General features: G+C 53.7%; 9 protein-coding genes and 1 pseudogene. 9 read left to right on the forward strand and 1 reads right to left on the reverse strand.

The features are described 5' to 3' along the window. Nucleotides 1-68: 68 nt before the first annotated feature. The 7 genes from glgB (at nt 69) to C2U41_RS28865 (ending at nt 10724) form a co-directional block, all read left to right on the forward strand. Nucleotides 69-2261, forward strand: a complete 2193-nt coding sequence (gene glgB, locus C2U41_RS28835) for a 1,4-alpha-glucan branching enzyme (RefSeq protein WP_004099052.1) — start codon at nt 69-71, stop codon at nt 2259-2261. A 129-nt stretch (nt 2262-2390) separates the two neighbouring features. Further along, on the forward strand, nt 2391-3674 hold the full coding sequence (gene glgC / locus C2U41_RS28840) for a glucose-1-phosphate adenylyltransferase (RefSeq protein ID WP_015632388.1): 1284 nt from the start codon (nt 2391-2393) through the stop codon (nt 3672-3674). An 89-nt stretch (nt 3675-3763) separates the two neighbouring features. Further along, on the forward strand, nt 3764-5197 hold the full coding sequence (glgA, locus tag C2U41_RS28845; RefSeq protein ID WP_004197677.1) for a glycogen synthase GlgA: 1434 nt from the start codon (nt 3764-3766) through the stop codon (nt 5195-5197). Between the two features lie 18 nt (nt 5198-5215). Further along, complete coding sequence (glgP, locus tag C2U41_RS28850) at nt 5216-7663, forward strand: glycogen phosphorylase (protein WP_094543334.1); 2448 nt, start codon at nt 5216-5218, stop codon at nt 7661-7663. 113 nt (nt 7664-7776) lie between these two features. Next, nucleotides 7777-9420, forward strand: a complete 1644-nt coding sequence (pgm, locus tag C2U41_RS28855) for a phosphoglucomutase (alpha-D-glucose-1,6-bisphosphate-dependent) (protein WP_004197675.1) — start codon at nt 7777-7779, stop codon at nt 9418-9420. A 124-nt stretch (nt 9421-9544) separates the two neighbouring features. Further along, complete coding sequence (locus C2U41_RS28860; RefSeq protein ID WP_004197678.1) at nt 9545-10111, forward strand: LuxR C-terminal-related transcriptional regulator; 567 nt, start codon at nt 9545-9547, stop codon at nt 10109-10111. A 334-nt stretch (nt 10112-10445) separates the two neighbouring features. Then, nucleotides 10446-10724 (forward strand): hypothetical protein, encoded by a 279-nt coding sequence (locus tag C2U41_RS28865; protein ID WP_004197671.1) that lies wholly within the window; start codon nt 10446-10448, stop codon nt 10722-10724. Nucleotides 10725-10963: 239 nt separating this feature from the next. Here C2U41_RS28865 and C2U41_RS28875 read toward each other — a convergent pair. Then, nucleotides 10964-12025: pseudogene (locus tag C2U41_RS28875) on the reverse strand (ISNCY family transposase); the annotation flags it as partial. Nucleotides 12026-12422: 397 nt separating this feature from the next. Between C2U41_RS28875 and arsR the strand changes: the two are divergent. Together arsR and arsD are read left to right on the forward strand one after the other, a co-directional pair. Further along, complete coding sequence (gene arsR, locus C2U41_RS28880) at nt 12423-12776, forward strand: As(III)-sensing metalloregulatory transcriptional repressor ArsR (protein ID WP_001114073.1); 354 nt, start codon at nt 12423-12425, stop codon at nt 12774-12776. Between the two features lie 47 nt (nt 12777-12823). Further along, nucleotides 12824-13186, forward strand: a complete 363-nt coding sequence (gene arsD, locus C2U41_RS28885; protein WP_000783215.1) for an arsenite efflux transporter metallochaperone ArsD — start codon at nt 12824-12826, stop codon at nt 13184-13186. Nucleotides 13187-13202: the final 16 nt, after the last annotated feature.

Below are 13202 nucleotides of genomic sequence, written 5' to 3' on the forward strand. Positions count from 1 at the left end.
TTACCGGATCAATAAAGCAGGAAGAGGCGTTTTAATTCTTTCCGCAGGATGATAGTAGGGTGACTGCCATGTCTGATTATAATGAAAAAAGTGCGATCTCCGCACTTCTCGCAGGTCATTGTTCCGATCCATTTTCCGTGCTTGGCATGCACTCAACCGATGCGGGTCTGGAAGTGCGCGCATTATTACCCGATGCCACCGATGTATGGGTGATTGAACCGAAAACCGGGCGCAAAGTCGGTAAACTCGAATGCCTCGACACACGCGGGTTCTTTAGCGGCGTTCTGCCGCGCCGGAAAAATCCTTTTCGTTACCAGCTGGCCGTCACCTGGCACGGTCAGCAAAACCTGATTGACGACCCCTATCGCTTTGGCCCGCTGCTGCAGGAGCTTGATGCCTGGCTGCTCGCTGAAGGGACTCATCTGCGGCCCTACGAGACGCTGGGAGCCCATGCCGACACCATGGACGGCGTCACCGGGACGCGTTTTTCCGTCTGGGCGCCGAACGCCCGTCGTGTGTCGGTGGTCGGACAGTTCAACTACTGGGACGGCCGCCGCCACCCGATGCGTCTGCGCAAAGAGTCCGGCATCTGGGAGCTGTTTGTCCCCGGCGCGCATAACGGCCAGCTGTATAAGTTCGAGCTGATTGACGCCCACGGCCACCTGCGGGTGAAATCCGACCCGTATGCCTTTGAGGCACAGATGCGCCCGGAAAGCGCGTCGCTTATCTGCGGCATGCCGGAAAAGGTCGAACAGCCACAGTCCCGTCAGCAGGCCAACCAGTTTGATGCACCGATTTCGATTTATGAAGTGCACCTTGGCTCGTGGCGCCGCCACGCCGATAACCATTTCTGGCTCAGCTACCGCGAGCTGGCGGACCAGCTGGTGCCTTACGCGAAGTGGATGGGCTTCACCCATCTGGAGCTGCTGCCGGTAAACGAACATCCGTTCGACGGCAGCTGGGGCTATCAGCCCACCGGGCTGTACGCGCCGACCCGCCGTTTTGGTACCCGTGAAGACTTCCGCTACTTCCTGAATGCTGCCCATGCCGCGGGTCTGAACGTGATCCTCGACTGGGTGCCGGGCCACTTCCCGTCGGATGACTTTGCGCTGGCATCGTTCGACGGCACCGCGTTGTATGAACACAGCGACCCGCGAGAAGGTTATCACCAGGACTGGAATACGCTGATCTACAACTACGGTCGCCGTGAAGTCAGCAACTTTCTGGTCGGGAACGCGCTGTACTGGATTGAACGCTTCGGGATCGACGCCCTGCGCGTGGATGCGGTTGCGTCAATGATCTACCGCGACTACAGCCGCAAAGAGGGGGAGTGGGTGCCCAATGAGTACGGCGGCCGGGAAAACCTCGAAGCGATTGAATTTCTGCGCAATACCAACCGTGTGCTCGGTGAGCAGACGCCGGGAGCGGTCACGATGGCGGAGGAGTCCACCGACTTCGCCGGGGTTACACGACCGTCTTCGACGGGCGGTCTTGGCTTCTGGTTCAAATGGAACCTCGGCTGGATGCATGACACCCTCGACTATATGCAGCTCGATCCCATCTATCGTCGTTATCATCACGACAAGATGACCTTCGGGATGCTCTACAACTACACCGAAAACTTCGTGTTGCCGCTGTCACACGATGAAGTGGTTCACGGCAAAAAATCGATTCTTGACCGGATGCCTGGCGATGCCTGGCAGAAGTTCGCCAACCTGCGCGCCTACTACGGCTGGCTGTTTGCCTTCCCCGGTAAAAAGCTGCTGTTTATGGGCAACGAGTTTGCCCAGGGGCGGGAGTGGAACCACGACGCCAGCCTCGACTGGCATCTGCTGGAAGGGGGCGACAACTGGCATCACGGGGTGCAGCGTCTGGTGCGCGATCTGAACCATACCTATCGCCACCATAAGGCACTGCACGAACTGGATTTTGACCCCTACGGCTTTGAATGGCTTGTTGTGGATGACCATGAACGGTCGGTGTTTATCTTTGTCCGTCGCGATAAAGCCGGGAACGAGATAATCGTGGCGAGCAACTTCACGCCAGTACCGCGTCACGGCTATCGCTTCGGGATTAACCAGCCGGGGCGCTGGCGTGAAGAGCTGAACACCGACTCGATGCACTACCACGGGAGCAACACCGGCAACGGCGGCTGCGTGGCAAGCGAGGCGATCGCCAGCCACGGTCGGGAGCATTCGCTGTCGGTGACTCTGCCGCCGCTGGCGACAATCTGGCTGGTACGGGAATCTGCAGGGCAATAAAACGCGCAGCTGATTTATTGCAGCTGACTTATTACCGGAGGTGATCACTTCTGAATTATTTTGCAGAAGAGTGAGGCTTTTTCTTCATTATTTTCTTTTATGGCTTTTATTTAATAGCAGGACATTATTATGAGTAAACTTGAATATACTGACAACTTAATGCTGTCGCGCCAGTTACCGCTTAAATCCGTGGCCCTGATCCTCGCCGGCGGACGTGGCACACGATTAAAAGACCTGACCACTATTCGCGCAAAACCTGCGGTGCATTTCGGCGGTAAATTCAGAATTATTGATTTTGCTTTATCGAATTGTATTAACTCCGGAATAAGACGTATCGGGGTCATTACACAATATCAGTCCCATTCACTGGTGCAGCATATTCAACGCGGCTGGGCATTCTTTAACGAAGAAATGAATGAGTTCGTGGATTTATTACCGGCGCAGCAGCGGGTGCATGGTGAGAACTGGTATCGGGGGACGGCGGATGCCGTGACCCAGAATCTGGATATTATCCGCCGCTATGATGCGGAATATGTCGTTATTCTGGCCGGGGACCATATCTATAAACAAGATTATTCGCGGATGCTGCTCGATCACGTTGAAAAAGGGGCGCGCTGTACCGTGGCCTGCCTGCCGGTCCCGGTTGAAGAGGCAAGCGCTTTTGGCGTCATGGCCGTGGATGAGAATGACAAAATCATTGAATTTGTTGAAAAACCGGCTAATCCGCCCACCATTCCTGGCGATGAAACCCGCTCGCTTGCCAGTATGGGCATTTATGTGTTTGATGCGGAATATCTCTACCAGCTGCTGGAAGACGACGATCGGGATGAACACTCCACCCATGATTTTGGCAAAGATATTATTCCCAGGATAACGGCGGCAGGTGAAGCGTATGCGCATCCGTTCCCGCGCTCCTGCGTTCAGTCGGATAATAATGCCGAGCCATACTGGCGCGATGTCGGAACCCTGGAGGCGTACTGGAAAGCGAATCTGGATTTAGCCTCAGTAGTGCCAGAGCTGGACGTTTATGACCGTAACTGGCCTATCCGTACCTATGTCGAATCGCTGCCCAGCGCCAAATTTGTTCAGGACCGTTCCGGCAGTCATGGCATGACCATGAATTCTCTGGTCTCCGGCGGCTGTATTATTTCTGGCTCGGTGGTGGTGCAGTCGGTTCTATTTTCCAGAGTTCGGATTAACTCGTTCTGTAATATTGATTCGTCGGTTTTATTACCGGGCGTCTGGGTCGGTCGCTCCTGCAGGATAAGACGCTGCGTGATCGACCGGGGATGCGTTATTCCGGAGGGGACGGTGATTGGCGAAAATGCCGTTGAGGATGCGCGACGCTTTTATCGTTCGGAAGAAGGCATCGTTCTGGTTACCAAAGAAATGCTGAACCGACTTGAACTATGAAGCCGTTGGCGGAAATAAAAGCTGCCGCAGCTGTGATTGCCGTCATTGGCATCGCGTCGCCTTCATGCCTGAATAATTAAGGAGCATCCATGCGAGTTTTACATGTAGGAGCGGAGATGTTCCCTCTGTTGAAAACGGGGGGGCTGGCTGATGTGACCGGTGCTCTCCCGGCGGCGCAAATAGCCGAGGGCGTGGATACCCGCGTGCTGCTGCCGGGGTTTCCCGCGATCCGCGACGGAGTAGGGGAACCGCAGGTGGTGGCCAGCAGGGAGACCTTCGCCGGGCCGATGACGCTGTTGTTTGGCGACTTTAACGGCGTGGGCATCTATCTGATTGATGCCCCGCATCTCTATGACCGACCGGGTAATCCTTATCATGACCCGCAGATGCAGGATTATCCCGATAACGTCCTGCGTTTCGCGCTGTTGAGTTGGGTCGCGGCTGAGCTTGCTGGCGGTCTGGATCCGTTCTGGCGGCCTGAAATCGTCCACGCCCATGACTGGCATGCGGGCCTCACGCCGGCTTATCTGGCCGCCCGCGGCAACCCCGCCAGGTCAGTGTTTACGGTGCACAACATTGCCTATCAGGGCTTGTTCCTCGCCCGGCATATGGCGGAGATCGCTTTACCGTGGTCATTCTTCCAGATGCATGGGGTGGAGTTTAAAGGACAGATCTCCTTCCTTAAGGCGGGCCTCTATTTCGCTGACCATATCACCACCGTCAGCCCGACGTATGCCCGTGAAATTACCGAACCGCAGTACGCGTTCGGTCTGGAAGAGTTGCTGCGGCAACGTCAGCGGGAAGGGCGACTGTCGGGGATCCTTAACGGCGTCGACGAAAGCATCTGGGATCCGCGCCGCGATCCGCTGCTGGCTGCGCCTTACGACCGGAACTCGCTGGCTGAGAAAGCGAAGAACAAGCAGCAGCTGCAGACGACGCTGGGGCTGAAGGAGGACGGCCGGGCGCTGTTGTTCACCGTCGTGAGCCGGCTCACCAGCCAGAAGGGGCTGGATCTGCTCCTTGGCGCACTGCCGGGAATCATTGCGCAGGGAGGGCAGCTGGCGCTACTGGGATCCGGCGACCCGGATTTGCAGGCCCGTTTTCTTGCCGCTGCGGCGCAATACTCCGGGCAGGTGAGTATCCGGATCGGTTACGACGAGGCGCTGTCGCATCAGATGATTGGCGGCGCCGACGTCATCCTGGTGCCCAGCCGTTTTGAACCCTGCGGTCTGACCCAGCTCTATGGCCTTCGCTACGGCACATTGCCGCTGGTTCGTCGCACCGGCGGACTGGCGGATACCGTCGCCGACTGTTCGCTCGAAAACCTTGCTGACGGGATCGCGAGCGGATTTGTGTTTACCGACAGCGAGACTGAATCACTATTACATGCCATCCACCGGGCCTTTGTCCTGTGGTCCCGTCCATCGCTGTGGCGGTACGTGCAACGTCAGGCAATGAGCATGGATTTTAGCTGGCAAATTGCCGCTAAGTCTTTCCACCAGTTGTATCAGCGTATTATTTAATTGCTACGGATAAGAAAAATGGAACCACGCTTAAGTTATATTTCACCCAGTCTGAATGAAGAAGCGCTACAGCATGCTATCGCTTATAAGCTCATGTTTATTCTTGGTAAAGATCCCTCACTTGCCAATAAACATGAATGGCTCAACGCCACGCTGTTCGCCGTTCGCGATCGGCTGGTAGAACGTTGGCTGCGGGCGCATCGGGCGCGGATCTCGCAGCAGGCCCGGCAGGTTTATTATCTGTCGATGGAGTTTCTCATCGGCCGAACCCTCTCTAATGCCTTACTGTCGCTGGGCATCTATGAGGATGTGAAAACGGCTCTGGCAGGGATGGGGCTGGATCTGGAAGAGCTGATTGATGAGGAGAACGATCCGGGGCTGGGCAACGGCGGTCTCGGTCGTCTGGCGGCCTGTTTTCTCGATTCCCTGGCCACACTGGGGCTGCCAGGCCGCGGCTATGGTATCCGCTACGACTACGGTATGTTCAAGCAAAACATCATCGACGGCCGGCAGATGGAGTCACCGGACTACTGGCTGGAGTACGGTAACCCGTGGGAATTCGAGCGCCATAAAACCCGCTATACCGTGCGCTTTGGCGGACGTGTTCAACATGAGGGCAAAAACTCACGCTGGCTGGAAACCGAAGAAATTATTGCCGTGGCCTACGATCAGATTATCCCGGGTTATGACACCGATGCCACCAACACCCTGCGTTTGTGGAGTGCCCAGGCCAGCAGTGAAATTAATCTCGGTAAATTTAACCAGGGGGACTATTTCGCCGCCGTGGAGGATAAGAACCACTCTGAGAACGTTTCCCGCGTGCTTTACCCGGACGACTCGACCTATTCCGGGCGTGAACTGCGCCTGCGTCAGGAGTATTTCCTTGTTTCGGCGACGGTACAGGACATCCTCACCCGTCATTACCAGCTGTATCAAACCTATGACAACCTGGCGGATAAAATTGCTATCCACCTCAATGACACCCATCCGGTGCTGTCGATCCCGGAGCTGATGCGTCTGCTGATTGACGAACACCGCTTCAGCTGGGATGACGCGTTTGAGGTGACCTGTCGGGTCTTCTCCTACACCAACCATACCCTGATGAGCGAAGCGCTGGAGACCTGGCCTGTCGATATGCTGGGGAAAATCCTGCCGCGCCATTTGCAGATTATCTTCGAGATTAATGACTATTTTCTGAAAACGATGCAGGAGCACTATCCCGATGATATGGCGTTGCTGAGCCGGACCTCGATTATTGATGAGTCCAATGGTCGCCGCGTGCGGATGGCCTGGCTGGCGGTAGTGGTCAGTCACAAGGTTAACGGCGTGTCGGAACTGCACTCCCGGCTGATGGTGGAGTCGCTATTTGCCGATTTCGCCAGAATCTTTCCGCGCCGCTTCACCAACGTGACTAACGGCGTCACGCCGCGCCGCTGGCTGGCTGCCGCTAACCCGTCCCTTGCCGCGGTTCTGGACCGCCATATCGGCCAGACCTGGCGAACGGATTTAAGCCAGCTGAGCGAAATGGGGGAATATCAGGATTATCCGCTGGTTAACCAGGCCGTCAGCGCCGCCAAACTGGCGAATAAACAGCGTCTGGCCGATTATATCGCCCGTCAGCTGGGCGTGGTGGTGAACCCGAACGCGCTGTTTGATGTGCAAATTAAACGGATCCACGAATATAAACGCCAGCTGATGAATGTGCTGCATGTGATCACCCGCTACAACCGTATCAAGGCGGACCCGCAGGCCGAATGGGTGCCGCGAGTGGTGATTTTCGCCGGCAAAGCCGCGTCCGCTTACCACACGGCAAAACAGATCATCCATCTGATAAACGACGTCGCCAAAGTCATCAACAGCGATCCGCAGATTGGCGACAGACTAAAGGTGGTGTTCATTCCCAACTACAGCGTCAGTCTGGCGCAGATGATCATTCCGGCCGCGGACCTTTCTGAGCAGATTTCGCTGGCAGGGACTGAAGCCTCCGGGACCAGTAATATGAAGTTCGCCCTCAACGGTGCGCTGACCATTGGCACGCTGGACGGCGCCAACGTTGAGATGTTGGAGCACGTGGGTGAGGACAATATCTTTATCTTCGGTAATACCGCTGCAGAGGTCGAGGCGCTGCGCAGCAACGGCTACCAGCCGCATGATTACTACGACCAGGATCAAGAGCTGCGCCAGGCGCTGACCCAGATGGGGACCGGGGTGTTCAGCCCACAGGAGCCGGGCCGCTATCGCGGTCTGCTGGATTCGCTGATCAACTTTGGCGACCACTATCAGGTGCTGGCCGATTACCGCAGCTATGTTGACTGTCAGGACAAGGTGGATGCGCTCTACCGAACCCCGGAAGAGTGGACCGCCAAAGCGATGCTCAACATAACCCACATGGGCTATTTTTCATCGGACCGTACGGTGCGGGAGTATGCGCAAAAGATCTGGTATATCGACAAAACGCAACTCTGAGCGCGTACTGACAACCAGGAAACGCCGGGGCGGGTGGCAGGAGACCGGCCCCGTCGATGAGCGACCCGGCAGCAACACATAAATAAGCCTGACGGATATGACAGGAGAGAAAAATGACGGACAGTAAACGCGCAGGGGAGCCTGCACAACAGAGTGATTTGATTAACGTCGCTCAGCTGACCGCGCAGTACTACGTACTGAGGCCGGAAGCGGGCAACGCGGAGCATGCGGTGAAGTTTGGTACCTCTGGCCATCGTGGCAGTGCAGGGCGCCATAACTTCAATGAGCAGCATATTCTGGCGATCGCGCAGGCGATTGCGGAAGACCGCGCCAGGAACGGGATTACCGGTCCCTGCTACGTGGGTAAAGATACCCACGCGCTCTCCGAACCGGCCTTTATTTCCGTACTGGAAGTGCTGGCGGCCAACGGCGTTGATGTTATCGTGCAGGAACACAACGGTTTCACCCCGACGCCGGCCATTTCCAATGCCATCCTGGTGCACAACAAAAAAGGTGGTCCGCTGGCAGACGGCATCGTGATCACGCCGTCTCATAACCCGCCGGAAGATGGCGGTATTAAGTACAACCCGCCGAACGGCGGCCCGGCGGATACCAACGTCACCAAAGTGGTAGAGAATCGCGCTAACGAACTGCTGGCCTCGGGTCTGCAGGGCGTCAGGCGCATCTCCCTCGATGCGGCACTGGCATCCGGTCATGTTAAAAAGCAGGATCTGGTACAGCCGTTTATCGAAGGGCTGGCGGATATCGTCGACATGGCGGCAATTCAGAAAGCCGGCCTCAAGCTCGGGATCGATCCGCTGGGCGGGTCCGGTATCGAATACTGGAAACGTATTGCCGGGCACTACAAGCTCGACCTGACTATCGTCAACGATCACGTCGATCAAACCTTCCGCTTTATGCATCTGGATAAAGACGGCGCCATTCGCATGGACTGCTCATCTGAGTGCGCAATGGCGGGCCTGCTGGCGCTGCGCGATAAGTTTGACCTGGCTTTTGCTAACGATCCAGATTATGACCGTCACGGCATCGTCACGCCGGCAGGGCTGATGAACCCGAACCACTATCTGGCGGTGGCGATTAACTACCTGTTCCAGCATCGCCCGCAGTGGGGCCAGGATGTGGCGGTGGGCAAGACGCTGGTCTCTTCCGCGATGATCGACCGTGTGGTGAACGACCTCGGCCGCAGGCTGGTTGAAGTGCCGGTGGGCTTTAAATGGTTTGTTGACGGCCTGTTCGACGGCAGCTTCGGCTTCGGCGGAGAAGAGAGCGCGGGCGCCTCGTTCCTGCGTTTTGACGGAACGCCGTGGTCGACCGACAAAGACGGGATCATCATGTGCCTGCTGGCGGCGGAAATCACCGCCGTCACCGGTAAAAACCCGCAGGAGCACTACGACGAACTGGCCGCCCGCTTCGGCGCGCCGAGCTATAACCGGCTGCAGGCTTCGGCCACTTCCGCACAGAAAGCGGTGCTGTCGAAGCTGTCGCCGGAAATGGTCAGGGCCAGTCAGCTGGCGGGTGACCCGATCACTGCGCGTCTGACCGCCGCGCCGGGCAACGGCGCATCGATTGGTGGCCTGAAAGTGATGACCGACAACGGCTGGTTCGCCGCCCGACCGTCAGGTACGGAAGACGCTTACAAGATCTACTGCGAGAGCTTCCTCGGGGAAGCACATCGCAAGCAGATCGAGAAAGAAGCGGTGGAAATCGTGAATAGCGTGCTAGCGGCGCACCAGTAGAGCAGTTGACGTACTCCGCTGAGCCGGAGTACGTCATAGTTACCCGGCGACACCAATACAGGCACCACTTTGTCAGAACATAAGGAACGGGACGCTTCGCAAAAGGTATTGCTGCGGGGACTATATGAATATCTATGTTATTACCAATAATAATTTCATGCTTGTAGGTCTGAAATGTATGTTCAGCGACAACAGCCTCTCCGTCAACAGGGTTGTGTTTTCACGGGTCAGCGATATTGCCTTCAGCAACAGCGATGTGGTGATTGTGGAGTCAGAGCTGAACACCGGCGATGCCGAACGTCTCAAGTACCTACACATTTCACCGGTCAATCTTATCTTTTTATTAAAACCGGCGTCAGGAATGAGCGGGACAGGGCGTGAAGCGGTATGCATTGACACTGAATTAAGCGGTAATGAATATCTCATGATGAGGCAGGCGTTTAAAAAAATGGGGATCAATCTGAAGAGGGACAAGTTGTCATTTACCAAAAGAGAAACACATGTTATCAATATGATTTTAAATGGTTATTCGATAGATGAAATTTCCCGTAGCCTGCTGATCTCCAAAAAAACGGTTCAGTCTTTTGTCGGTATTGTTTTGCATAAACTGAATACCACCAAAATAAGTGGAATATACCGCAAAAAAAATCTCATCATCGACAGTTTTGCCAGGAGGAGCCTGCATCGTTAGGATGCCCTATAAACTAATGATCTGCTTATGGAAAGTCACTATTTCATATATTAAGTTTCAACTAAATTTGTTATAAATTATTTTATGTTGTTATGTTGAACGGGGTTTGATTATTGGTATGCTTCAGAAAAAATAAACATACATCATGGGTGCTAACATGATGAAAATATATGAAACTATAGTCATCAAATGATTTAAGCATACAATAAATAATATAGGATTATATCCTCTATCTGTGAATGGTGGGCGGCAGAGGAAAAACGGGATATATATTTATGCATTTCATCTTTTTATTATAAAAAACTGTTATGTAAATTCTGTAGCGGGAGGGGGTATGTTTAGTGAAGACGCACACTATGAATTTCTAAAAAGATATTACAGAGCGGAGTTTTTTGAAGGAAGAAATGGTTCCATTTGGGGAATAAATTATTCTTACAATTTGGCAAGGGTGGGTATGAATATGCTTGAAAGATATGGCTATGGGATAATATTAAAGCATGAATCTATCACTGGTGAAACCATTTACTATGATCGTAGTCTGACGATACTATTTGGTGACAGAATTACACAGGCCCTGGGAGGTCAGTATTGCAACAGAGAAATGAGAGAATAATGATTTAATATATTTTTTAATCGCTCGTTAAACATTGGAACTTTTCTCAGAACGTGACTGCAATGTCTTCAACGCATCTAACATGTCGTCGCCGTTCAGTGAGCGCTGCGATTATTTCTCTGTTGGTTTTCTGCGCCGCCGCAAAGAGCCATCACCGGCAGGGATCGCCTGTGAACGGTTGTTATCGCGTTTATCCTGAACATCAATCTAAATTGAAATGTCCGCATGTAGGTTATGTTTCAGCCTTTGCCGAAGATGTCTTTACTCCGGGTCTGAAGTTGCTGCAGGGCTTCCAGCATGTCGTTATGGTCCAGACTTCGTTGTGATTTCTTGCCGGGTTGTTTCTTTCTGCGTGAGGTCTGGCCGTCCAGTGATGGCAGGGCCTGTGAGCGGGTGTTGTCCCGTTTGTCCTGAACCAGCTTTATCATTTCCAGGGCACGTCCCAGACGCTTGTTGTCGATGATGGCGCCCTGGTCCAGTTCTCCCAGTCGGTCGTAAGTGGTAAAGGGCAGGGAAGTGCCGCTGGCCCGGAGCTCAATGTCACCATCCGGGTATTGCCATACCTCGATGTACTTCCCCTGAAAACGCCGGTTTTCTTCATTATCTTCAAGCAGATAAAGCTTTTTATCATACTGTAATGTCAGGTTTTTCGAGACCTTACGCTGCTCGCGCCAGGTGAATGTCGCCTGCAGGTTTTCGCCATTATCCAGCTGGCGATGTACGTCAAAATCGTGACGTGGCGGCTTTGCAAACCGACGGTTGTAATCTTCCATGAACTCATCAGCAAAGGCGTTTGCAGCCTCAGGTGTGCTGATACCGCGGAGCCGCAGTTCCTTGACCAGGCGGTCCTGTAATGTCAGATGAGCCCGTTCAACACGCCCCTTGGCTGAACTGGTGTTGGCACAGATACCAGTGATATTCAGCTCGTTCATGGCACGACCAAACTGAGTCTGGCCATCTCCGCCGGTGGCCTGCTTGTTGTTGATCCTGAAGACGCTGGCTTTGTCGCTGTAGAATGCCAGAGGCTTACCGTAGCGCTCCAGATATCCCCGGGTGGCTTCAAAATAGGTGAACGTGGACTCCGAACTGACGAACAGAAGCTGCATCAACCGACTTGTTGCATCATCAACGTAAACGAGCAGCGTGCAGGCCGGACCACGGTCCTCGAACCAGCGATGTTCACTGCCATCAATCTGGATGAGTTCGCCGGTGCAGGCCCGACGTGGGCGTGGCTGATGCACACGAGGTGGCCGTAACTTACGAGGGATCCATAAACCATCCCGGGTCATAAGCTTACGTAGGGGTTTGACGGTCAATGATGTAAAAAACCACGCCAAGACGATAACTTTCTGTTTTTAATGAATTAACATAAGCCTCTGTGTTAGTGAGGTTTTTCCCGATGATACCCTTGATAAACTAAGTCGGGGTCTGAGGGCCAATGGAACGAAAACGTACGCTAAGGAAATAACCAATTGTTATAATTGATATTATTCATTCTTCTCTATGAACTGAAAGCCCGCACTAAGCAATGTTTTAGCCTCAAATGACTTTTTTACCTACCCAACTAACGTAACGATCGCACATCAGGTCGTTTTTCAACCGCATAGTGACACCTGCACTCACATGCGAGAAAACACATATGATTTTGACTTCTTGTTTTGGTGGAGAGACAATACCCATTCATAGCAGGAGTACATAATGCCAGAAATTGCATCCCTACAACTTTTCAAAATACTATCTGATGAAACCCGCCTGGGTATCGTGCTACTGCTCAGGGAGATGGGGGAGCTGTGCGTATGCGATCTCTGCACAGCGCTGGAACAATCACAACCCAAGACCTCCCGCCATCTGGCGATGCTTCGGGAAAGTGGCCTGTTGCTGGATCGCAAGCAGGGGAAATGGGTTCATTATCGCTTATCCCCGCATATTCCTTCCTGGGCTGCCCTGGTGATTGAGCAGGCCTGGTTAAGTCAACAGGACGACGTACAGGCCATCGCCCGTAAGCTGGCATCGGCCAACTGCTCTGGCAGCGGTAAGGCTGTTTGTATCTAAAAATTTTGCCTGTACATATATGTTTTTACGAATATGAGGTGTTAAAGATGAAAATGTTAACGGTGTTTGATCCGGCGATGTGCTGCAGTACCGGCGTTTGTGGTTCAGATGTCGATCAGGTTTTGGTCAATTTTTCTGCTGATGTGCAATGGCTGAAAGGGCGTGGGGTTCAGATCGAACGTTATAACCTGGCGCAGCAGCCTATGAGCTTCGTTGAGAACGAAAAAGCGAAAGCATTCCTTGAGGCTTCTGGAGCTGAAGGGCTTCCGCTGCTGTTGCTTGATGGTGAAACGGTGATGGCCGGGCGATACCCAAAACGCGCTGAACTGGCTCGCTGGTTTGGTATACCGCTGGAAAAGGTGGGTTTAGCTTCCACCAGTTGCTGTGGTGGTAAAACTTCCTGTTGTTGAGTATGTCAGGAGGACA

The organism is Citrobacter freundii complex sp. CFNIH4 (genome assembly GCF_002934505.1).
Classification (GTDB): Bacteria; Pseudomonadota; Gammaproteobacteria; order Enterobacterales; family Enterobacteriaceae; genus Citrobacter; species Citrobacter freundii.

What these genes read in the sequence shown, in the direction of transcription:
- arsR (WP_001114073.1), top strand. Translation starts at nt 12,423, where the DNA reads ATGCCAGAAATTGCATCCCTACAACTTTTCAAAATACTATCTGATGAA.
- glgP (WP_094543334.1), top strand. Translation starts at nt 5,216, where the DNA reads ATGGAACCACGCTTAAGTTATATTTCACCCAGTCTGAATGAAGAAGCG.
- glgA (WP_004197677.1), top strand. Translation starts at nt 3,764, where the DNA reads ATGCGAGTTTTACATGTAGGAGCGGAGATGTTCCCTCTGTTGAAAACG.
- C2U41_RS28865 (WP_004197671.1), top strand. Translation starts at nt 10,446, where the DNA reads ATGTTTAGTGAAGACGCACACTATGAATTTCTAAAAAGATATTACAGA.
- glgC (WP_015632388.1), top strand. Translation starts at nt 2,391, where the DNA reads ATGAGTAAACTTGAATATACTGACAACTTAATGCTGTCGCGCCAGTTA.
- C2U41_RS28860 (WP_004197678.1), top strand. Translation starts at nt 9,545, where the DNA reads ATGAATATCTATGTTATTACCAATAATAATTTCATGCTTGTAGGTCTG.
- glgB (WP_004099052.1), top strand. Translation starts at nt 69, where the DNA reads ATGTCTGATTATAATGAAAAAAGTGCGATCTCCGCACTTCTCGCAGGT.
- arsD (WP_000783215.1), top strand. Translation starts at nt 12,824, where the DNA reads ATGAAAATGTTAACGGTGTTTGATCCGGCGATGTGCTGCAGTACCGGC.
- pgm (WP_004197675.1), top strand. Translation starts at nt 7,777, where the DNA reads ATGACGGACAGTAAACGCGCAGGGGAGCCTGCACAACAGAGTGATTTG.